Origin of the sequence: Rhodococcus sp. ACT016 (assembly GCF_050477185.1) — a bacterium.
Classification (GTDB): Bacteria; Actinomycetota; Actinomycetes; order Mycobacteriales; family Mycobacteriaceae; genus Prescottella.
The window spans coordinates 3,625,144-3,647,201 of sequence record NZ_JBEAET010000001.1; the positions used below are offsets into that span (position 1 = coordinate 3,625,144).

General features: G+C 68.9%; 19 protein-coding genes. 11 read left to right on the plus strand and 8 right to left on the minus strand.

The window, feature by feature from the left end:
* Nucleotides 1–28: 28 nt before the first annotated feature.
* The 4 genes from ACQ5DX_RS16715 to ACQ5DX_RS16730 all read right to left on the minus strand — a co-directional run bounded on the left by ACQ5DX_RS16715 (nucleotide 29) and on the right by ACQ5DX_RS16730 (nucleotide 5,400).
* Nucleotides 29–3,313, minus strand: coding sequence for an error-prone DNA polymerase (locus tag ACQ5DX_RS16715; RefSeq protein ID WP_430335714.1), 3,285 nt, complete (start codon nucleotides 3,311–3,313; stop codon nucleotides 29–31).
* A 106-nt stretch (nucleotides 3,314–3,419) separates the two neighbouring features.
* Nucleotides 3,420–4,013 carry a GDSL-type esterase/lipase family protein gene (locus tag ACQ5DX_RS16720; protein WP_430333648.1) on the minus strand — a complete coding sequence of 198 codons (594 nt, stop codon included), beginning with the start codon at nucleotides 4,011–4,013 and terminating at the stop codon, nucleotides 3,420–3,422.
* Nucleotides 4,014–4,041: 28 nt separating this feature from the next.
* Entirely contained in the window at nucleotides 4,042–4,863 is an 822-nt protein-coding gene (locus ACQ5DX_RS16725) for a DUF4261 domain-containing protein (protein WP_430333649.1), read from the minus strand.
* Between the two features lie 108 nt (nucleotides 4,864–4,971).
* Nucleotides 4,972–5,400: a hypothetical protein gene (locus ACQ5DX_RS16730; RefSeq protein WP_430333650.1), complete on the minus strand. Its 429-nt coding sequence runs from the start codon at nucleotides 5,398–5,400 to the stop codon at nucleotides 4,972–4,974.
* Between the two features lie 164 nt (nucleotides 5,401–5,564).
* Between ACQ5DX_RS16730 and wrbA the strand changes: the two genes are divergently transcribed.
* The 11 genes from wrbA (at nucleotide 5,565) to ACQ5DX_RS16785 (ending at nucleotide 19,204) form a co-directional block, all read left to right on the plus strand.
* A complete protein-coding gene (gene wrbA, locus ACQ5DX_RS16735) occupies nucleotides 5,565–6,179 on the plus strand; it encodes an NAD(P)H:quinone oxidoreductase (RefSeq protein WP_430333651.1) in 615 nt (204 codons plus the stop codon).
* A 40-nt stretch (nucleotides 6,180–6,219) separates the two neighbouring features.
* Nucleotides 6,220–7,119, plus strand: coding sequence for a MurR/RpiR family transcriptional regulator (locus tag ACQ5DX_RS16740; RefSeq protein WP_430333652.1), 900 nt, complete (start codon nucleotides 6,220–6,222; stop codon nucleotides 7,117–7,119).
* Nucleotides 7,120–7,247: 128 nt separating this feature from the next.
* Nucleotides 7,248–8,381 (plus strand): ABC transporter ATP-binding protein, encoded by a 1,134-nt coding sequence (locus tag ACQ5DX_RS16745; protein ID WP_430333653.1) that lies wholly within the window; start codon nucleotides 7,248–7,250, stop codon nucleotides 8,379–8,381.
* Nucleotides 8,374–9,732 (plus strand): ABC transporter substrate-binding protein, encoded by a 1,359-nt coding sequence (locus ACQ5DX_RS16750; protein ID WP_430333654.1) that lies wholly within the window; start codon nucleotides 8,374–8,376, stop codon nucleotides 9,730–9,732. Before ACQ5DX_RS16745 ends, ACQ5DX_RS16750 begins: the two co-directional genes overlap by 8 nt.
* A 20-nt stretch (nucleotides 9,733–9,752) precedes the next feature.
* Nucleotides 9,753–10,508 carry a tyrosine-protein phosphatase gene (locus ACQ5DX_RS16755; RefSeq protein ID WP_430333655.1) on the plus strand — a complete coding sequence of 252 codons (756 nt, stop codon included), beginning with the start codon at nucleotides 9,753–9,755 and terminating at the stop codon, nucleotides 10,506–10,508.
* 39 nt (nucleotides 10,509–10,547) lie between these two features.
* Nucleotides 10,548–11,438 carry a phosphodiesterase gene (locus ACQ5DX_RS16760; RefSeq protein ID WP_430333656.1) on the plus strand — a complete coding sequence of 297 codons (891 nt, stop codon included), beginning with the start codon at nucleotides 10,548–10,550 and terminating at the stop codon, nucleotides 11,436–11,438.
* A 30-nt stretch (nucleotides 11,439–11,468) separates the two neighbouring features.
* Nucleotides 11,469–12,434, plus strand: coding sequence for a carbohydrate ABC transporter permease (locus ACQ5DX_RS16765; RefSeq protein WP_430333657.1), 966 nt, complete (start codon nucleotides 11,469–11,471; stop codon nucleotides 12,432–12,434).
* 9 nt (nucleotides 12,435–12,443) lie between these two features.
* Nucleotides 12,444–13,328: a carbohydrate ABC transporter permease gene (locus ACQ5DX_RS16770; protein ID WP_430333658.1), complete on the plus strand. Its 885-nt coding sequence runs from the start codon at nucleotides 12,444–12,446 to the stop codon at nucleotides 13,326–13,328.
* A 97-nt stretch (nucleotides 13,329–13,425) separates the two neighbouring features.
* Entirely contained in the window at nucleotides 13,426–15,546 is a 2,121-nt protein-coding gene (locus ACQ5DX_RS16775; protein ID WP_430333659.1) for an MMPL family transporter, read from the plus strand.
* 59 nt (nucleotides 15,547–15,605) lie between these two features.
* On the plus strand, nucleotides 15,606–17,600 hold the full coding sequence (locus ACQ5DX_RS16780) for an SDR family oxidoreductase (RefSeq protein WP_430333660.1): 1,995 nt from the start codon (nucleotides 15,606–15,608) through the stop codon (nucleotides 17,598–17,600).
* Between the two features lie 128 nt (nucleotides 17,601–17,728).
* Nucleotides 17,729–19,204, plus strand: coding sequence for a flavin-containing monooxygenase (locus ACQ5DX_RS16785; protein WP_430333661.1), 1,476 nt, complete (start codon nucleotides 17,729–17,731; stop codon nucleotides 19,202–19,204).
* A 25-nt stretch (nucleotides 19,205–19,229) separates the two neighbouring features.
* On the opposite strand, the gene ACQ5DX_RS16790 is transcribed toward ACQ5DX_RS16785, so the two are convergent.
* Genes ACQ5DX_RS16790 through ACQ5DX_RS16805 form a run of 4 tightly spaced genes read right to left on the minus strand, consistent with a single transcriptional unit; the run spans nucleotide 19,230 to nucleotide 22,056 of the window.
* Entirely contained in the window at nucleotides 19,230–20,147 is a 918-nt protein-coding gene (locus ACQ5DX_RS16790; protein WP_430333662.1) for a sucrase ferredoxin, read from the minus strand.
* A 21-nt stretch (nucleotides 20,148–20,168) separates the two neighbouring features.
* Complete coding sequence (locus ACQ5DX_RS16795; RefSeq protein ID WP_430333663.1) at nucleotides 20,169–20,744, minus strand: YdeI/OmpD-associated family protein; 576 nt, start codon at nucleotides 20,742–20,744, stop codon at nucleotides 20,169–20,171.
* A gap of 1 nt (nucleotide 20,745) precedes the next feature.
* Entirely contained in the window at nucleotides 20,746–21,267 is a 522-nt protein-coding gene (locus ACQ5DX_RS16800) for a hypothetical protein (RefSeq protein ID WP_430333664.1), read from the minus strand.
* 21 nt (nucleotides 21,268–21,288) lie between these two features.
* Nucleotides 21,289–22,056 (minus strand): alpha/beta fold hydrolase, encoded by a 768-nt coding sequence (locus ACQ5DX_RS16805; RefSeq protein ID WP_430333665.1) that lies wholly within the window; start codon nucleotides 22,054–22,056, stop codon nucleotides 21,289–21,291.
* Between the last annotated feature and the right edge of the window lie 2 nt (nucleotides 22,057–22,058).

Consider the following 22,058-nt stretch of genomic DNA (forward strand, 5'->3'; position numbering starts at 1 on the left):
GGGTATCCGAACCAGTGTGAAGCCGCTCTCAGCGGAAGTCCCGCGACCTGGTCGTCATCCGCAGGTCCATGAGTTGGAGACGGTCCGCGACGACGGTCACCGCGCCCTCCGCGTTCTGCACCCGCCCACGCACCAGGAGGGCCGGGGCGCTGGTGGCGAGCTTGCGGTACTTCGCCCACAGACCAACCGAGCACACGACGTTGACCATTCCGGTTTCGTCCTCGAGGTTGAGGAAGGTCACCCCGGCCGCGGTGGCGGGCCGCTGCCGGTGCGTCACCGCTCCCCCGACCAGCACCCGGTCCCCGTCCGGCACATCCAGCAGCCGCGACGCCGGGAGCACCCCCAACGCGTCGAGCTGCGGGCGCAGAAATTCCGTCGGATAGCTGTCCGGCGAGATCCCGGTGGCCCACACGTCGGCGGCGGCGAGTTCGAGGTCGCTCATGCCGGGCAGGGTGGGCGCGCACGTCGAGGCACCCGTGCCCGGCAGCCGATCCGGGCGCTCGCCGGCAGCGGCACCGGCCGCCCACAGCGCCTCGCGCCGGGACAACCCGAAGCACCCCAGCGCTCCGGACGTCGCGAGGGACTCGACCTGCGTGGTGGTCAGCTCGATCCGTCCGGTCAGGTCCAGGATCGACGTGAATCGGCCGTCCTCCGCGCGCGCCGCGGCGATGCGTTCGGCCAGTTCGGTGCCGATGCTCCGCACGTCCCCCAGCCCCAACCGCACCTCGGTGCCGCGCGCCTCGAGCGTGGCGTGCGCGAGGCTCGCGTTGACGTCGGCGCCGTGTACCCGCACCCCGTGCCGGCGAGCGTCGGCGACGAGGGACTGCGGCGAGTAGAAGCCCATCGGCTGCGCCCGCAGCAGCCCGGCGCAGAAGGCCGCCGGGTGGTGCAGCTTGAACCACGACGAGTAGAAGACCAGCGACGCGAACGACTGCGAATGGCTTTCGGGGAAACCGAAGTTCGCGAAAGCGTAGAGCTTCTCGTAGATCCGGTCGGCCACCTCACCGGTGATGCCGTGCAACTCGCGCATGCCGTCGTAGAGCCGTCCGCGCAGCCGCTCCATCTTCTCGGGCGACCGCTTGGAGCCCATCGCACGCCGCAACTGGTCGGCCTCGGCGGCGCTGAACCCGGCGGCGTCGACGGCCATCTGCATGAGTTGCTCCTGGAACAGCGGCACCCCCAGCGTGCGTCTCAGTGCCTTCTCCAGACAGGGGTGGTCGTAGGTGACGGGTTCGCGGCCGTTGCGGCGGCGGATGTACGGGTGCACCGAGCCGCCCTGGATCGGGCCGGGCCGGATCAGCGCGACCTCGACGACGAGGTCGTAGAAGTTGCGGGGCTTCAGGCGCGGCAGCGTCGCCATCTGGGCGCGCGACTCCACCTGGAACACGCCCACCGAGTCGGCCCGTTGCAGCATCTCGTAGACCGCCCGCTCGGACAGGTCGAGTTGTGCCAGGTCCACGTCGATGCCCTTGTGTTCGGCCACCAGGTCGATCATGTAGTGCAGGGCCGAGAGCATGCCGAGCCCCAGCAGGTCGAACTTCACCAATCCCACTGCGGCACAGTCGTCCTTGTCCCACTGCAGGACGCTGCGGTTCTCCATGCGCGCCCACTCGACCGGGCACACGTCGGCGATGGGCCGGTCGCAGATCACCATGCCGCCGGAGTGGATGCCGAGGTGACGGGGGAAGCCCTCGATCTGCGCGGCCAGTTCCAGCACGGGCGGCGGGATGTCGGTGCCGGTCTCGTTGCCGACGCCGCTCCAGCGGCTGACCTGTTTACTCCACGCGTCCTGCTGCCCCTGCGAGAATCCGAGCGCCCGAGCCATGTCCCGCACCGACGACTTGCCGCGGTAGGTGATGACGTTGGCGACCTGCGCGGCGTACTCGCGGCCGTACTTGGCGTAGACGTGCTGGATGGCCTCCTCTCGCCGGTCGGATTCGATGTCGACGTCGATGTCGGGCGGACCGTCCCGTTCAGGCGAGAGGAACCGCTCGAACAGCAACTCGTTGCGCACCGGGTCGACGTTGGTGATGCCGATCGCGTAGCAGACCGCCGAGTTCGCGGCCGATCCTCTTCCCTGGCAGAGGATGTCGTTGTTCTTGCAGAACGAGACGATGTCGTGGACCACCAGGAAGTAGCCGGGGAAGGTCAAACGCTCGATGATCCCGAGTTCGTGTTCGATCTGCGCGTACGCGGCCGGGGTGGACGACGGCGGGCCGTAGCGCCGACGCGCCCCCTGCATGGTCAGCTCACGCAGCCAACTCGCCTCGGTGTGACCGTCCGGGACGTCGAACGGCGGCAGCCTCGGCGCGATGAGCCGGAGGTCGAACGCGCACTCGAGCCCCAACTCCGCGGCCCCCGCGACGGCCTGCGGGTAGCGCGCGAACAGCCGCGCCATCTCGGCCCCGGAGCGCAGGTGCGCACCCCCGGTGGGCGCGAGCCAGCCCGCAGCCTCGTCCAGGCTCTGCCGGGCCCGCACGGCGGCCATCGCCATGGCGAGGCGGCGGCGGGACGGACCGGCGAAATGCGCCGCGGTGGAGGCGATCACGGAAAGCCCCTGCCGCTCCGCGAGTTCCGCGAGCCGCGTGTTGACCTCGTCGTCCTCGGGCAGCCCCCGATGGGTGAGTTCAACGGTGACGCGGTGGGCACCGAACCGGTCGACGAGGTCGTGCAGCGCCGCCTCGGCGGCGTCGGGGCCGCCCGCGGCGAGCGCGCTGCGCACGTGCCCCTTGCGGCAGCCGGTGAGGATCTGCCAATGCCCACCGGCCGCCTCGGTGAGTGCGTCGTAGTCGTAGCGGGGCTTGCCCTTCTCCCCGCCGGCCAGGTGCGCGGCCGCGATCTGCCGGGACAGTCGCCGGTAGCCCTCCTGCCCGCGGGCCAGCACCAGCAGGTGTGTGCCGTCGGGGTCGGGGGTGCCGGTGCGCGGCGCGGCATCGAGCGACAGTTCGGCGCCGAACACCGTCCGCATGCCCAGTTCCTTGGCGGCCTCCGCGAACCGGACCACGCCGTACATCCCGTCGTGGTCGGTGAGCGCGATCGCGTCCAGGCCGAGTCGCACCGCCTCCTCCACCAGCTCCTCGGGCGGGCTGGCGCCGTCGAGGAAGCTGAAGGCCGAGTGGGTGTGCAGTTCGGCGTACGGGACGGTGGCGCCGACCGGCCGTGAGGCCCCCTCGTCCAGGTAGGCACCGCGTTTCCGGGACCACGCCGGGCTGTCGCCGCCGTCGCCCGGGAACTGACCGTCATGCCGCCCCGGGCGCCCGGACAGCACCCGTTCCATCTCCGCCCACGTCGGCGGACCGTTGCCCCAACCCATCCTGCAGCCTTCCCGCAGGCGCACGGCCTGCGTACGCGGGAAGATGCGGAGGGGAAGGCGCATCTTTCGAACTCATGTTCGATGATGCCACGGCCGCCCGGCAGGATCAACGCGGCGTGAGCCACCGCTCCCACGTCGGACGCACCAGGGTCGCCATCGCCCGGTAGCCGCCGCTGTCCGGGTGCGCGCCGTCGCCGTCACGAACCTGTTGCATCCACACCGCGTCGGTGACCAAAGCATCGAAGACGCTCACGTATTCCACGCCGCCTGACCCACAGACCTCGGCGAACCGCCGATCCAGCCGGGCCGTGCGCTCGTTCTGTTCCGCATCGTCGATCGGCGGCGACCCGACCACCAGCACCCGCCAACCGCGCTGCGCGACCTCCCGCAGGATCACCTCGAGATTCTCGACCGACACGTCCGGATCGACGCGAGGCGCACCGTCCTCGGCGGTCGTGTCGTTGACACCGAACGAGAACACCACCCGGCCGTCGCAGCTCTCCGGCAGTCGCGGAGCGCACTCGGCAAGCCAGCGGGCGCGGATGTCGCTCGACGTCTGACGTCGCACCCCGAGGTTGTACGCCGTCAGCGCCACCCCGTCGGAGCCTGACGCGAGCCGCCCCGTCCAACCCAGGAACTCGGAATCCCCTACTCCCGCAACGAAGGAGTCTCCGACGAAGCACACCCGCACGTCATCCATGCGCACGATGATGTCACGGGCGACACGATCAGCGTCGGCGGCGGAACCAACCCCGCTTGGGCGGGTTCCGGTCGGCATCGAACTTCAGGCGGAGAACGGTGCGATCGGGATCGAAGGCGCTCGGGGCGTGATCGACGACGATCTCGGCGACTTCGGTGGATCCGATCGTGTCGCCGTCGCCGATGACGGGCCCCTGTTCGACGAGGTACGAGGCGATGCCGGTGAGGCGGTCGAAGGTGTCAGCGGCGGACTCGGGGGTCTCCGGGATCTCGACGTCCGGGAGGTCGAGCATGTCGAGACCTCGTGTGTGACCGGTCATCACGCCGTCCGGGCGCTCACCGACGTTGATCGCGACCCACGCCAGCAACGGCGGCTCGGGCAGCGTGTCCTTCATGAGGTCACGGAACAGCGCGGGCAGGATGACATGATCCGCGCTGCCGAAGTACACGGCTCGGACGGCGTCGGTGAGCGCGATGATCGACGCGATGACGCGGGACAACAGAACGGTGTCCGCGATCGCGTCCGTGTGTGTCGCCCCTGGACGCAGGACGGTGACGATCGTGTGCGCGGTGTAGTCCACCGGCGCCGGCACCGTGTTCGGCCACAACCGGCTGTGCTGGGCGATGTCGGCGACGTCGTCACCCACCCGGGCAGGAACGGTGAGCAGCGCGATCATGCTGTCGCCCAGGTCGAGACGCAACGGCCCATCACGATCGTCGGGCTCGTCCTCACCGACGACAAGACCGGAGAAGTCGACATCCGGCCAGTCCCGCTTCAGCTGCGCGACCAGAGCTTCCGCGGTGACCTCGGCGTCGAGTCGATCCTGGAACAGCATTGCGAGCGCGGGCATGACTCCCCCTGAGAATTGTGCGCCAACATGTCGGCCACCCGACCGGGCGCCGCGCGTCAGACCCTATCCTCGGCGCAGGTATCCCCAGTTCCCGAGTCGGTCCGTCACTCAGTCCCACACGAGGGAGAGCACCCGGTATCCGTCGGGGACGGCTGGCACGTCGCAGAAATCGGCAACGTCGTAGACCAGGCCTTCCCACACCGGCTCCGCCTGCAGGCTCTCCACGTCGAGGCGGGTATCGACGTCCTCCCCCGCCAGCGTCGTGCAGATGGCGACGGCCTCGGCCGCAAGTCCCTCGTAGTCGTCCTCGAACATCTCTTCGTGCAGTTGGATACGCACCCACGCGACCGCAGGGTCCGCGGCCAGCTGGGCGAGGCGTCGAGCGATCTCGGCGAGGTCCGGACGCCCGTACCCGTACTGATTCGGGGCGATCGAGTCCTCGACTTCGTTCCCGTGGAAGAACTCCCGGAGCGTGAGCAACGGGTACCGGTCGTCTCCGACGGCACACCGTTCCAGGACGTACTCGCGCGAGATCATGGGTGGACGGTACCCGTGGCGACGAAGCCCACGCGGACATCACTCACCACCCTCACGATCACCGCCCACCGCGCACAGCGGACCGGATGTGGCCGAACCCGTGCGCTCGGCCCGGATGCGCGGTCTCATGGAATCGGGGGCCGACGCACCGAAGGGACGTCCCGATGACCAAGCTGTCCGTCATCTACTACTCGGCGACCGGCCACGGCACCGCGATGGCCCAACACGTATCCGACGCCGCACAGTCTGCGGGCGCGGAGGTCCAGGTGCGTCACATCGCCGAGACCCGCGACCCCGAGACGTTCGCCGGCAACCCGGCGTGGACCGCGAATTACCTCGCCACCAAGGATCTTCCGGCGGCCACCGGCGACGACATCGTATGGGCCGACGCGGTGATCTTCGGGTCCCCCACCCGATTCGGCAGCACCGCGAGCCCCTTCCAGACCTTCGTCGACTCCCTCGGCGGCCTGTGGATGCGTGGCCAGCTCGCCGACAAGGTCTATGCGGCCTTCACCTCGAGCCAGACCCTGCACGGCGGCCAGGAGACCACCTTGACCTCGCTGTACACCTCGCTCATGCACTGGGGCGGCATCCTCGTTCCGCCCGGGTACACCGACCCGGTGAAGTTCGCGGACGGAAACCCGTACGGCGTCAGCAAGGTGACCGGACCGGACAACCAGAACCCTCTGGACGACACGACGATCGCCGCTCTGGTGCACCTCGCTACCCGGGTAGTGACGATCGCCGGGAAGCTGTCCGGCACGACGACGCCTGCCTGAGTGCGCCCACGAGTTCACCCGCGTGTGTTATCCAGACGCCATGAGCGCCTCCTCTACCCAACCGCCGATCGGCACGACGACCGCCACCATCCGCGCCCTGTCCGCGAGCCTGGCACCGAGCGAGCGGCGGGTGGCCGACGTGTGCGTGGAGCGTGCGCGCGAGGTGGCGTGGTGGTCGGCGGCGGATCTCGCCGCGGCGGCATCGACGTCCACCGCCACGGTCGTGCGCGCCTGCCAGAACCTGGGCTTCTCCGGATTCCAGCACCTCCGGATGCTGCTGCTGCGCGACCTGGGCGCGGAGACCTCGACGGCCGCGGATGCGACGTCGCCACCCGGCGGCGTCGGCATTCTGCGAACGATCGTCGCCGAGGTCGGCACGGACCTGGCCGGCGGCCTGGCACCGCTGTCCGAGGACGCCTTCGACGACGCGGTCCGCGTGCTCGCGAACGCACGGCGGATCCTGGTGGTCGCGAACGGGGGATCCTCGACGGCCGCAACGGCGTTCGCGGTCCGGTTCCTGCTGCGCGGCCGGGCCGCGGAGGCGCCGACGGACACGGTCCTCCAGGTCCTCACCGCGCGCACCCTGTCCCGCGACGACGTGTGCGTCGCGATCAGCGACTCCGGCATGAACGCGTACACGATCGACGCCACCCGGGCCGCGCGCGACGCGGGCGCACACGTCGTCGGCGTCACCGCGCACGGCCGCTCGGCGCTGGTCGAACTGGCGAACACCGCATTGGTGGTCGGCAGCGGGTCCGGACCGTACGCGGCACACGGGGTGTCGGCGACGATCATCCAGATGACCTTCCTGCTGGGCCTGCAGGTCGCAGTGTCGGAGGTGGACGGCGCAACGATGGATTCCACCGAACGGGACGTGGAACATCTTGTCGCCCTGATGAATCCGACACCCGAATCCATCGAGACCGGGGAACGCAACTAGCCCTCCAACGCTCACGGCTCGTTGGACGACCATTCAGTGCTCGTTCACCTTCGGCTGGCTGACTACTCCATGTAATGAGAATTCCGAATCGATCCGATTCGGGTAATCACGTTTCATCGGAGAGGGTCATGGGCAGTATTCGAATCGAGGGCCTGGGCAGGACCTTCGGCGGCGTGACCGCGGTCGACGACATCTCGATGGAGATCCGCGACGGCGACTTCCTGGTTCTCCTCGGCCCCTCGGGTTGCGGCAAGACGACGCTCCTGCGGATGATCGCCGGGCTCCTCGAGCCGACCAGCGGCCGCATCGTCCTCGACGGCGAGGACATCACCTCCGCACCGGCACGCAAGCGTGACGTCGCGATGGTCTTCCAGAACTACGCGCTCTATCCGCACCTGTCGGTGGCGCGCAATCTCGGGTTCCCCCTTCGGGTTCGGAAGGTCGCGAAGGACGAGGCTGCGGTCCGCGTCGACGAGGTCGCACACCAGCTCGACATCGCGCACCTGCTCGACCGCAAGCCAAAGGAGCTGTCGGGCGGCCAGCGTCAGCGCGTCGCGGTCGGACGCGCGATCGTCCGCAATCCCAAGGCATTCCTGATGGACGAGCCGCTGTCGAACCTGGACGCCAAGCTGCGGACCGCCACCCGGCGCGAGCTCACCGACCTCCACCGGCGACTCGGTGCGACGTTCGTGTACGTCACCCACGACCAGGTCGAGGCGATGACGATGGCGACCCGGATCGCGCTGCTCAACGGCGGATCCGTCGAGCAGATCGGCACGCCCGAGGAGGTCTACGACCGGCCCGCCTCAGTCTTCGTCGCCGGCTTCCTCGGCAGCCCGGCGATGAACCTCCTCGACGCGACGGTGCTGAGTACGCACGGCGCCGTCCGCGCGGAGGCTCCCGGGGTGCGCGCCGACCTGTTCTCCGGCACGACCGACGATCTCGACGTGGTGCTCGGCATCCGCCCCGAGCACCTGCGGGTCGGCAATCGTTCCGATGCCGTGTCCCTCACCGCCACGGTCGAATCGATCGAGAACCTCGGCAGCGAGGAGATCGCGTACTGCACCGTCGGCGACGCCGGCGTCTGCGTCCGCTCCCCGCGGCCGATCTCGATGCACGTCGGCCAGACCCTTCCCCTCACCACCGATCCCGCGCACGTGCACCTGTTCGACCGCGCCAGCGGCCGACGACTCGAGTGGATCGATGCCCCTCAGCACTCCGACTACCCCGTTTCTTCCGCTAGGAGCCTGACCCATGCGTAGACGCACCACCGGCCTGGCGCTGCTGTCGCTGGCCACCGCCCTCACCGTGGCCGGATGCGCCACCGGCACCGCCGCGTCGAACTCGGCCTCGGGCGGCCTCGTCCCCGAGCTCGACCCGAACCAGAACGTCCAGATCACGTTCGAGTCCTACAACCTCACCCAGGCCGGCCCCTGGACCGACACCATCAACGGACTGATCGCCGACTTCGAGGCCGAGCATCCCAACATCGACGTCAAAGCCCAACCGCCCCAAGGCACGTCGGCCGCCGGCAGCGGCACCGCGAGCAGCGTGCAGACCCAGCTGCTGGCCGGCAATCCGCCGGACGTGGCGCAGCTGACGTTCGACACCCTCGACTTCGCCGTCAACGAACTCGGCGCCAAGTCCCTCGACTCGCTGGTCGGCACCGACGCCGTCCAGGAGCACCTCGCCGGGGCGCACCCGTACCACCCGCGCGCGGCGACCCTCGGCGACTGGGAAGGCGAAACGTACGGCATGCCGTACGTCTTCTCGACGCCGGTCCTCTTCTACAACGCAAGCGTGTTCCAGAAGGCCGGACTGCCGGCCGACACCGACCTGTCGACGTGGCCCAAGGTCGCGGAGGCCGCGAAGAAGATCACCGCGACGACCGGTAAGCCGTCGCTCACGATCTCGTGCGCGGTCAAGGGCGGCAACTGGTGCATGCAGGGCCTGTTCCGCTCGGCCGGCGGCAACGTGCTCTCCGAGGACCGCAGCACCGTCGAGTTCGCGAGCGACGAATCGCTCCAGGCGGTGCAGATGCTCCGCGACCTGTACGACCAGGGCGTGCTGGCCAACCAGGATTCCGCGGGCCAGATGGAGAGCTTCATGAAGGGCGACACCGCGATCCAGCTGCAGTCGTCGGCGATCCAGGGCATGCTGCTGGGCGCATCGAAGGCCGCCGGCTGGGAACTGCGGGCCGCGGCGATGCCCGCGTTCGAGGGCCGCGAGGCGGTGCCCACCAACTCGGGCTCGGCGCTGTTCGTCTTCGCGCAGGACCCGGCGAAGCAACGCGCCTCGTGGGAGCTGATCAAGTTCCTGACCAGCGACCACGCCTACACCCAGATCTCGTCGAAGATCGGCTATCTGCCGCTGCGCACCTCGCTCACCACCGATCCGGCCGGACTGAAGTCGTGGGCCGACGGCAACCCCCTCCTCGCCCCCAACCTCGGCCAGCTCGACCGGCTCGAGCCGTGGCAGTCGTACCCCGGCAACAGCTACGTCCAGATCGACGACATCCTCGCCACCGCCATCGAGGAGTCCGTCTTCTACGGCAAGAACCCCGCCGCCACCCTGTCCGCCGCCCAGCAGCGGGCCCAGGACCTCCTCCCCTGACCGACGAAAGCGATCGACCGATGACGACCATTCTGCCGCCGCACACCACCACTCGCCGGCTCGTCCTGCCCGGCACCCACAACCTGCGCGACGTCGGCGGTTACACCGCGGGCACTCGAACCACCCGGTGGCGCAAGTTGCTGCGCTCCGACGCCCTGCACACCATCGAGCAGGACGGACGCGACACCCTCGCCGAGATCGGGCTCGGCCTCGTGATCGATCTGCGCGAGAACGACGAGATCGCCGCGGCGCCCAACGCCCTCGACGGGATCGGACACCGCGAGGTGCACCTGCCGGTCTACGACGGCAGGATCGATCACACCCCGACGGCCGCGACGTTCGATCTCGGCACCCTGTACCAGCGGATGCTGACCGACAACGGCTCGCGGCTCACCGAGGCCGTCCGGCTGATCGCCGTGTCGGGCGACGAACCGGTACTCGTGCACTGCACGGCCGGCAAGGACCGCACCGGACTCGTGATCGCGCTGGCCCTCTCCGCGGTGGGCGTCGGCGCACGCGACGTCATCGCCGACTACTCGCTCTCCGAGACGATGCTGCACGGCGACTGGGTGGACGCGATGGTCGCCTCGTTCCGGGAGCGGCAGCTGCCCGAGGGCTTCGACATCGAGGGCATCGTCGCGGCAAGCCCCGCGGCCGTGATGCGCGCGACGCTCGCCCGGATCGACGCCGACCACGGCGGCGTCCGGCCCTACCTGCTCGACCACGGCATGTCCGAGGCCGAACTCACCGACCTGCACGCCGCCCTGCTGGGCTGACGTGCCGCGATATCCGACAACGAATTTCGAGGGAAGATCATGAGCGAATACGGACAGCCCGACCACTACATCCTCCACGTGAGCGACACCCACTTCGTCGCGGACGGCGAGTTGCTCCACGGCACGGTCGACAGCGACGCCAACCTGGGCCGCCTGTTCGACCGCCTCGATCGCGCCGGTCAGCGCCCCGAGGCGATCGTGTTCACCGGCGACCTCGCCGACGCCGGCAAACCGCAGGCCTACACCCGACTGCGCGACCTGGTCGAGCCGGCGGCGGAGAAGCTGGGCGCCAAGGTGATCTGGGTGATGGGCAACCACGACAGCCGGCCCGAGTTCCGCGCCGGACTGCTCGGCACCGAGCCCACCCAGGAGTCGGTGGACATGGTCCACGACATCGACGGTCTGCGGATCATCGCCCTCGACAGCACCGTCCCGGGCCACCACCACGGCGAGATCACCGACGAGCAGATCGACTGGCTCCGTGACGTTCTCGCCACGCCGGCGCCGCACGGCACGCTGCTCACGCTGCACCACCCGCCGGTGCCGAGCCCGCTGGAGCTGCTCGAGTCCGTCGAGCTCCGCGACCAGAGCCGGCTCGAGGATGTGCTGCGCGGCACCGACGTCCGCGGCATCCTCGGCGGCCACCTGCACTACTCGACCACGTGCACCTTCGCCGGTATCCCGGTGTCGGTCGCCTCGGCCACCTGCTACACCCAGGACCTGTTCGCCTCCGGTGGCGGCATGCGCGGCCAGGACAGCGGCCAGTCGTTCAACCTGGTGCACGTGTACTCCGATCGGGTCCTGCACACCGTCGTGCCGGTCGAGGAGGGCCCGACGCTGTACGAGGTGACGCTGGAGCAGCTGCGCTACTTCCAGACGCTGTCCCCCGAGGAGCAGCTCGAGGCCATGGCGCAGTCGACGAGCCACTGACACCCTCCCGAAACCGATTGCGAGAATTCGATGTTCGTCGAAGTTCCGGCGAGCGCCGAGCCGCAGACCGCCGCTTCGCCCCTGCCCGTGCGGGCCGGGGCGGGGTGGCGGTCGCGTGTGTCGCGCCGTGCCGTCCCCTACCTGTTTCTACTGCCGGCCGTGGTGCTGCTCGTCCTGTGGACCTACAAGCCGCTCGTCGAGACCTTCCAGCTCTCGTTCTACAAGTGGAACATGATCCCGACCAGCCCCAAGAAGCCGGTCGGACTCGACAACTACACCGCCGTGCTGTCGCTGCCGGAACTTCACCAGGCCCTGTGGAACACGGTGGCGTACATCGCCGCGTTCATGGTGTTCTCGCTGATGCTCCCGCTCGCGATCGCGCTGCTGTGCACCCGGGTGAGCGGACGCGCCCGCACCTTCTACCAGGCACTGATCTTCGTGCCGTTCCTCGTGACACCGGTAGCGAGCAGCGCGATCTGGCGCTGGCTGTTCAACCCCGACAACGGCATGATCCCGCGTATCTCGGCGAGCATGGGCCACGACCTCGGCAACGTGTTCCGTGATCCGAAGATGGCACTGATCGGCGTCGTGGTGATCGTCGGCTGGCAGATGCTCGGCTTCGGCGTCCTCGTCATCTCGGCGGGCATGGCCGGGATCAGCCCGGACTACGGCCACGCGGCCGCGCTCGACGGGGCCACCCCGTCGACCATCACCCGGCGGATCACGCTGCCGCTGCTCTCCCCCACGCTGGTCTTCCTGGCCCTGATGACGATCCTGCTCAGCGCCCAATGGACGTACCCGGTGATCGACGTCCTCACCCAGGGCGGTCCCAGCGGGTCGACGACCAACATCTACTACCTGTTGTACGAGTTCGGTTTCCGCAACTTCGACGCCGGCCTCTCGGCTGCCGCGGGCATGCTGTTCTTCCTCGGCTTCGGCGTGATCGCGTTCGTGTTCGTGCGACTGTCCGAGCGACTGAGCTTCTACGACAACTAGGAAACCCTCATGGCCTTCGTCATTCTCGATCCGCCCAAGGCCGGCGCGGCACCGCCCGCACCGGCGGAAGTCTCAGCGCCACAGCACAAGAGCGTCCGCCGCGTGGCAGTCGGTCACGTCGTCCTCGTCGCCCTCGCGGTGTTCAGCATCTTTCCCGTGTACTGGATGTTCGCGACGGCGCTGCGCCGGCCGGAGGACTCCCTGTCCGGCAGTCCCGTACCGTGGCCGCTCAGCACCGAGAACTTCCGGTACGTCTTCGACACCATTCCGATGCTGTCGATGCTCGTCAACACGTTCTCGATGGCATTCGTCGTCGCCGTCAGCCAGTTGTTCGTGGCGCTGCTCGCGTCGTACGGGTTCGCACGCTGGAACTTCGTCGGCAAGCAACTGCTGTTCCTGCTGTTCGTCGGGTCGTGGCTGGTTCCGTTCCAGGTCACGATGATCCCCAACTATCTGCTGATCTCGCAGATGGGACTGCTCGACTCCATCGCCGGCGTGGTGATCCCGAACCTGTGTTCGGCCTTCGGCGTGATGCTGCTGCGTCAGCACATGGAGGCGTTCCCGCGCGAGTTGCTCGACGCGAGCGAGATGGACGGGCAGGGGGCGTGGGCGTCGCTGTGGAAGGTGATCGTCCCCAACATGCGCCCTGCGCTCGCAGCGCTGGGCATCATGCTGTTCATCTCGGCGTGGAACGAGTACCTGTGGCCGTCGCTGATCCTGCGCAACTCGGATGCCCTGGTGCAGATCGGTATCCGCAGTTTCCTCGGCGCCGAGGGCAACAACTGGGGCGCGGTGATGGCGGCGGCCGGCATCGCGTGCCTGCCGATCTTCCTCATCTACATCTTCCTGCAACGGCACGTGGTGGACGCGTTCGTCCGGTCCGGACTGAAGTGACCGGCCACTGCTGAACCGACCGGGTAGTCGCTAGAGTCGCGGGGCCGCATCCGATCGGGTGCGGCCTCGCCGCACCCGGATTCGGAGAAGCACGAGCATGACACGCTGGGCCTCGATCGTCGTTTCGCGCAAATGGTGGGTGCTCTCGGTCGTACTGATCGCGGCGATCGCGGCCGGTGTCTGGGGTACCGGGGTGTTCTCGAAACTGAGCCAGGGCGGCTACATCGATCCGTCCAGCGAGTCGGCCGAGGTGTCCCGGATCGTCGAGGACAACTTCGGTCGGCAGGATCCCGACATCGTCGTGATCTACACGGTGCCCGACGGCAAGACGCTCGCCGATCTGGAGCTGGCCGTCACCGCGACGCTGGACCGCTTCCGTGCCGAGGTGCCGACGGAGTCGGTGACGTCGTACTGGTCCGCGGCGCCACCGGCGAAGCAGTTGCTGCTGTCGAAGGACGGCACCAAGGCGGCCGCGACCGTCGTGCTCTCCCCCGACTCGAACGTCAATGTCCAGAACTTCGCGGACCTGCTGCCCAAGCTCGAAATCGACGGCGTGGACTCCCAGTTCGCGGGCGGATCCGTGGTCGGGGTGTCGCTGAGCAATCGCCTGCAGGCGGACCTGGTGCGCGCCGAGGCGATCGCACTGCCTGTGACACTCGTGTTGCTGGTCTTCGTCTTCGGCGGTCTGGTGGCCGCGGCGGTACCGGTGTTCGTGGGTGGGCTCGCGGTGCTCAGTTCGCTCGGCATCCTGCGTCTGCTCACCGAGGTCACCGAGGTCAGTTCGTTCGCCCTCAACGTCGCATCGCTGATCGGCCTGGGCCTGGCGATCGACTACGGCCTGTTCATCGTCAGCCGGTTCCGTGAGGAACTCGCGTCCGGCGCCGAGCCCGCCGACGCCGCCCGTCGCACGGTGCTCACGGCCGGGCGCACCGTCATGTTCTCCGGCCTGCTGCTGGTCTGCGCGTTCGCGGGCATGCTCGTGTTCCCGCAGGCGGTGATCCGCTCCCTCGGCTTCGGCGCGATCGCGGCCGTGACCGGCGCGGCCGTGCTGTCGCTCACGGTGGTGCCCGCACTGCTGGCGATCCTCGGGCACCGCATCGACGCGCTGTCGTGGCGCAAGGGCGCGGCCCGGCGCGGCGAGGAACGCGCCCGCCGTTTCTGGGGCGGCGTCGTGACCAAGGTGATGCGCCGCCCGGCGGTCGTCGCGGTCGGCATCATCGCCGGACTGCTGGTGCTGGCGGCGCCGCTGATGAAGGCGACCCTCGGCGAGATCACCTACACCGCACTGCCCGCCGACGATCCGGCGCGCATCGCGACCGAGGCACTGGCCACCGAGTTCCCGTCGACCGGCGAGGGCGCGACCCTGATCCTGCGGGGCCCGGACGGTGCGGCGGCGTCGCCAGGAGATCTCGCCAAGGTCGTCGCGGCCGCCAAGCAGGTCGACGGGATCGGGCAGGCGGTCGTGCTCGCCACCGAGAACGACGTGACCGCGATCCAGGCGCTGTACGCGCAGGGCGTCGAGGGCGCCGCGGCGGGAGACGCCGTGAAGGGACTGCGCGCGATCGACGCGCCCGCAGGCACCGAGTTACTCGTCGGCGGCGGCCGCGCGACGGTCGACGACGGCAACGCCGCGATCGTGCGCTGGCTGCCCGCGATGCTCGCGATCATGGTGGGCTCGACACTGGTGCTGATGTTCCTCGCATTCGGATCGGTGGTGCTGCCGATCAAAGCCGTCGCGATGGCCGGGCTGAGCCTCGCCGCGACGTTCGGGGTGCTCACCTGGGTGTTCCAGGAGGGGCACGGGGCCGACCTCCTGGACGTCACGCCCTCGCCGCTCGAGGCGACGTTCGTGGTGCTGATCCTCGCGGTGGTGTTCGGCCTGTCCACCGACTACGAGGTGTTCCTGATGTCGCGCATGGTCGAGGCCCGGGCTGCGGGCGCCACCACCGAGGAGGCCGTGCGGATCGGTGCCGAACGCACCGGACGGGTGGTCACCGCCGCCGCGATGCTGCTGATCGTCGTGACCGGCGCGTTCACGGTGTCGGGGTTGTCGATCATGCGGTTCCTCGGCGTCGGCATGATCCTCGCGCTGATCATCGACGCCACCGTGGTGCGGATGCTGTTGGTGCCCTCGCTCGTCAAGCTGATGGGCGAAGCGAACTGGTGGGCGCCGGCCTGGATGCGACGCGTGCACGAACGCGTCGGCCTCGGACACTGAGGACGCCGGGCACGCGTCAACCCCTGGCACCTCTTCTTACTTCGGAGTAAGTTCCGGGTATGGCCACGTACATCGTCACGGGCGGCACGGGGTTTCTCGGCAGGCACACGATCGAGCGGCTGCTCGAACGCGATCCCGCCGGACAGGTCCATGTCCTGGTCAGACCCGGTTCGGTGGCGAAGCTCGAACGCATGACGAGCCGGTGGACGGGCGGGGACCGGGTCCGGGCGCTGGTCGGCGATCTCACCGAGCCGGATCTCGGGCTCGAGGCCCCACCGCCGGCCGCAGACCACGTCCTGCACCTGGGCGCGATCTACGACCTGACGGCCGGCGAGGAACAAGCGTCGACGAACATCGACGGCACCCGGGCGGTGATCGCGCTGGCCGCGCGACTGGACGCGACCCTGCACCACGTCTCGTCCATCGCCGTGGCGGGCGATCATCGCGGCCGCTTCACCGAGGACGACTTCGACCTGGGCCAGCACTTTCCGACGCCGTACCACCGCACCAAGTTCGAGGCCGAGCGCCTGGTACGCACGTCGGACGTGCGGTGTCGGATCTACCGCCCGGCCGCGGTGGTCGGCAGTTCGGTCACCGGCGAGATGGACAAGATCGACGGCCCCTACTACTTCTTCCCCGCACTCGCCACGCTCGCGCGACTGCCGTCCGCGCTGCCGGTCGCGGTCCCGAAACTCGGCTACACCAACGTCGTTCCGGTGGATTTCGTCGCAGCCGCGACGGTCGAACTGATGCTGCGGCCGGGCCTCGACGGGCGCACCTTTCACCTCGTGTCCCCCGATCCGCAACCGGTTCGACAGATCTACGCGGCGCTCGCGAAAGCCGCGCACGCCCCGACCCCGGTGGCCGACCTGCCCGCGGTGGTCGCCCGCCCGCTGCTGGCGCCGCCGGCCCAGGTGCGACAGGTCCGCGACGTCACGCTGCGCCGGATGGGCATACCGCCGGTCATGCTCTCCCAGCTGACCCTGCCGACCCGGTTCACGAGCGAGCGCACGCAGGAAGCGTTGCGCGACAGCGGAATATCGGCGCCACCGTTCCCGTCGTACGCGGCGAAGCTGTGGACGTACTGGCGCGAGCACCTCGACCCGGATCGGGCCCGCCGCGACGACCCGGCCGGCCCGCTGGTGAACCGGCACGTCGTCATCACCGGGGCGTCGTCCGGGATCGGACGCGCGACCGCGATCGCCACCGCTGCGAAGGGCGCGACGGTTCTGCTGCTCGCCCGCCGCGCCGACGAACTCGACGACGTGGTGTCCCGGATCCGTGCGGCCGGCGGTTCCGCGTACGCGTACCCGTGCGACATCACCGACAGCGAGGCCGTCGAACATACCGTCAAAGCCATTCTGGCCGAGCATGATCACGTCGACATGCTCGTGAACAATGCAGGCCGGTCCATCCGGCGCGGGCTGTACCGGTCGACGGACCGCCTGCACGACTTCGAACGGACGATGGCGGTCAACTACTTCGGCGCGGTGCGGATGGTGCTCGCGCTGCTGCCGCACATGCGCGAGCGGCGGTTCGGCCACATCGTCGACATCAGCACCGCCGGCGTCCAGGCCCGCACCCCGCGGTTCGCAGCGTACGTAGCGAGCAAGTCCGCACTGGACGCCTTCGCGGATGTCGCCGCGGCGGAGACCCTGTCGGACGGCATCACGTTCACCACCATCCACATGCCGCTCGTGCAGACACCGATGATCGCACCGACCGGTCACTACAACATGGGGATCGCCGCCAGCCCCGAGAAGGCCGCGGCGATGGTGGTCCGCGCGCTGGTCGACAAGCCCAAGCGCATCGACGTCCCCACCGGCACCGTCGCCGAGTTCGGGGCGATCTTCGCGCCACGCCTCAAGGATCGCGCGCTCTCCGAGCTGTACCACGCGTTCCCCGATTCACCGGCGGCCCGCGGCGAGGCGGGCCCCGAGCCCGAGCCGACAGCCTCGACGCCGTCGCCCGCACCGCGACCGACCGGTCCGACTGCGGCGGCGGCGCGGTTCGCGCGGCATCTCGGCCGACTGATTCCGGGCACGCACTGGTGACGCGAAGACGCTGGTAAACCCGCGTTCCCACCCCTCGTGATCGCACAGAATTTCGATTGCGCGGTTGGCCAAACCCTCTTTCGCTGTGCTAAGCAGGATAGGGGACCAACGAAAATAGGGAGAAAACTTTGACGCCAAGGATCGCGATTTTGGGAGCCGGTCCGAGTGGCCTCGCACAGCTGAGGGCATTCGAGTCTGCACGGAAATCAGGTCTTGGGTCGATGCCCGAAATTGTTTGTTACGAAAAGCAGAGCGACCTGGGCGGCATGTGGAACTACACGTGGCGCACGGGGCTCGATCAACATGGTGAACCGGTGCACGGGAGCATGTACCGCTTCCTGTGGTCCAACGGACCCAAGGAGTGCCTCGAGTTCGCCGATTATTCTTTCGAGGAACATTTCGGCCGACCGATTCCGTCGTATCCGCCGCGGGCCGTGCTGCACGACTACATCATGGGCCGGGTCGACCAGGACGACGTGCGCAAGTACATCCGGTTCGACACCGCCGTCCGGTGGGTCGAGTACGTGCCGCCCACGGACGAGGGCGCTGCGGGACAGTTCGCGGTAACCGTCGCCGACCACCGCGAGGATGTCCTGAGAACCGAACTGTTCGACCACGTGGTGGTCGCAACCGGACATTTCTCGACGCCCAACGTGCCGCATTTCGCCGGCATCGAGGACTTTCCGGGCCGCGTCCTGCACGCCCACGACTTCCGTGACGCGCGAGAATTCACAGGTAAGCGACTTCTGCTCGTCGGCAGCAGCTACTCGGCGGAGGACATCGGCACGCAGTGCTTCAAGTACGGCGCCGCCGAGGTCACGTTCAGCTACCGCTCGAACCCGTTGGGCCACGACTGGCCGGAGGGCTTCTCCGAGGTGCCGCTGCTGACCGAGATCGACGGCCACACCGTGCGATTCCAGGACGGCAGCACGCGTGAGGTGGACGCGATCGTCCTGTGCACCGGCTACCGCCACCACTTCCCGTTCCTGCCCGACGAACTGGCGCTCAAGACGAACAACCGCCTCTACCCGCGGGGCATCTACAAGGGCGTCGTGTCGCAGACGAATCCGCAGTTGTTCTTCCTGGGCATGCAGGACCAGTACTTCACGTTCAATATGTTCGACGCGCAGGCGTGGTACGTGCGTGACGTAATTCTGGGCTCCATCGAATTGCCGGACCACGAAACCCGCGGGCGCGATATCGACCACTGGCGCGAACGCGAGGAAAACCTGGCAACGGCCGTCGAGGAGATCGATTTCCAGGCCGCCTATATTCGCGACCTGGTGGATCGAACCGACTACCCCGAATTCCACGTCGAAAAGCAGGGCGACCTCTTCAAACAGTGGAAGAAGGACAAGAAGAACGACATCATGGGCTACCGAAACTGCAGTTACGTTTCGACGCTCACCGAGACGGTGGCCCCGCCGTTGCACGATGAATGGATGAATATCCTCGACGATTCCGCGGAATCGTTCCTGAACAATGATTTCGGAACCGCCGATTCCGGGGCGCCGCGCAAGGTGACGCCGATCGGCCCGCGCTTCTCGCGCCCGCACCCGACGAGGGCAGGGCGTCCGGAGCAATCCTCCGAACTCTCGGGCTGACCCACCCCCGTCGACGCGGGGTGGGTCACGAACTCCCTGCCGGGACCCCGGCAGGGAGTTCGTGCATGTCCACCGCCACCACCGGGCGTACCGGCTTGGCCTCGGCCCCGCAGCTCGCCGGACGCGCCGGAAGGTCCCGCTGCTCGGTGACGACCCGCCACCGCCGCCCGTCGCGGTGCATCACGACGGGGTCGTCACCGCGCTCGTCCACCGTGAGATCGTCCACCCCGGCGGCGACGTCCTGGCGCACCAGAACCTCCGCGGCCTGTCCGCGCGGCGCCCAGTAACTGCGACCGCGCAATCCCGGCAGGTACACCTCGCCCGCCGCGGCCGCCCGCACCGCGAGCGCGCTCTCCTCCGGAGTCAGCCGACCGTACGTGTGGCCGCTGGGCAGCAGGATCATCGACGGCGCGAAGCGGTGGCCGCCCGTGTGCGAGCACTCCCACATCGCGTCGCCGAACTCCGCGGCCAGCGCTGCCGCGACCGGGCGGCCCAGCACAGCGCAGCACTGATCGCGCTTGCCGTGCGCACACACCAGCACGACAGGCTCGCTGACGCGGTCGCCCAGCCCCGGCGCGGGACCGGCGACCAGGCTCAGGTCGAGGTCCAGCAGGTCGGCGACCTCCCCGATCACGAGCCGCTCGCACCACGCGTTGTCCGGATCCGAGTTCGCCAGCAGCACCGTCCGCCGGTCCCCGGACTGTTCGTTGCGCCCGGGCCGACGGATGAACATCACCCGGACACCGGCCGCGTCGGCGCGCCGGGACAGTTCCCCGGCGAGTTCGCTCCCGAGCGCCGTCCCGTCGAGCACATCACGGCCCCACGCGCCCAGGTACTCGATGCACAGCCAACCGGTGACGTGCGCCGCGGTGCCGGCAAGCGGTTCGTCCGCGGACAGCACGGAACACGAGAATGGGCCGGCCTGGGGAACAGATTCGCTCACCCCGCCATTGTGTACCGGCGCTCAGTCGTAGAACCTGCGGCCCTCGGCGAACTGCTCGACGAACGTGGCGATCCGCCTGGCCCGTGTTTCGGCTCGCTTGGCGTCCTGGATGCGGTAGAGCGCCGCGAACCGGTTTCGGCTGTCGAGGGTCGCGAAGAACGCCTCCGCGGTCGGGTTCGCGGCGAGCGCATCAGCGAAGTCCTGCGGCACCTGAGCGTTCTTGGGTCCCTCGTACGCGCGTTCCCAGCGGCCGTCGGACTTCGCCGCCTCCACCGCAGCGAGCCCCGCGGGCTCCATCAGCCCACGCGCGATAAGTGCCTCGACGGCCTCCCGGTTCCGCTTGGACCACGGGCTGCGCGACCGGCGGGGCGTGAAGCGCTGCAGCCGGAAGTCGTCGTCCAACCGGCGGGCCTGGCTGTCGATCCAGCCGAAGCACAGCGCCACCTCCACCGCCTCGGCGTACGTCACCGACGTGTGCGCGGAGTCCTTCCGGGCGATCTTCACCAACACACCTGGGGCGGTCGTGTGGTTGTCGCGCAACCAGTCTCGCAGCGCGGCCTGGTCGGCGAAGTGCAGGGCCGGTAGTTCCTCGGCCACCTCAGCGTCCGCTCCACGCCCGGACGAAGCCGCGCGCCAGGTAGGCGAAGGTGCCCAGCCCGAGCACCCATTTCGTGGTGCTGACCGCCGTCGTGGCGCGGATGGTGCCGTCGGTGATCCGGTCGCGGTGGTCGAGCAGGTACAGGCCCGCGACGTTCTCGATGTAATCGCCCGCGGCCGCGACCACCGGAGCAGCGAGCAGCACGCGTTTCGTCGTCGGCGACAGCGACGTAAGTTCGTCGAGGCGCCGAACCCCGGTCCGCAACGCCACCGCGTAGATGGTCGGGTGGATGAAGTCCGGGTAGAAGTGACTGCGATAGCGCTCGGTCTCCGCGGCGTCCATCCCATCGAGGACCGCGGTGTAGGCGCGCGCCGACGGCGCCGTCTGCGTCTTCAGCAGCTTCGACCCCACGGGGCCGAGCAGACGCAGAATATTGGCCTGCGACACCACGAAGACGGCCGACCAGGCGATCAGCTTGCCGTTTGCGCGAAGTGAACCACCTCGAAAACCCATGTCCCGCATGATGCCACGCGGGACATGGATTCAGGGCGTCATCAGGAACGGCAACACGGCGGATTCGAAGCCACGGAAACGGTCACGATGGATGCTGTGCCCGCACGCGAACGACACCACCTCGCAGTCCCCGATCGCGGCGACCGCGGCCTCGAGCAGCACCGGATCCACCATGCCGGTCGGGCCTCCGCGCAGTATCAGGGTCTTGGCCTCGATGTCGGCGAGGCGCTGCCACCACAGCGGGTTCGGCTCGTGGAACTGGGTGAGCGCCGACGCCGTCATCGACCGGTCGAATGCCCACACCGCGCGCGGGCTGCGCAGCATACTGGTGGTGGCGTGCCACAGCTCCACGAGCGACGGCAACCGGCCGCCGAAGTTCGGGATCGGGTCGCCGGGGCGCAGCGGCAGCGGCGCCTCCTCGAGCACGAGGCGGCGCACCAATTCCGGGCGTTCCTGCGCGACCAGCGACACCGCGTGCCCGCCAAGCGAGTGGCCCACCAGGTCGACGCGGTCGAACCCGAGGTCCTCGCACAGGCCGAGGATGTCGTCACCGAACTCGCCGAACAGGTACGACTCGGCGCGGGCGCTGCGGCCGTGCCCGCGCAGGTCCACCGCCAGCACCCGTCGGCCCTGCGCCGTCACCGATCGCGCGAAGCGGTCCCACGTGCGGTTGTCGCCGCCCATGCCGTGCACCAGGATCACCGGAACCGAATGCGCCACAACCGAACCGGAGGAACCGCTGTCGCGGTAGGCGATCGTGTGACCGCTGCGGCCGACTGTCGTCTCGGTAGGTTGCACGA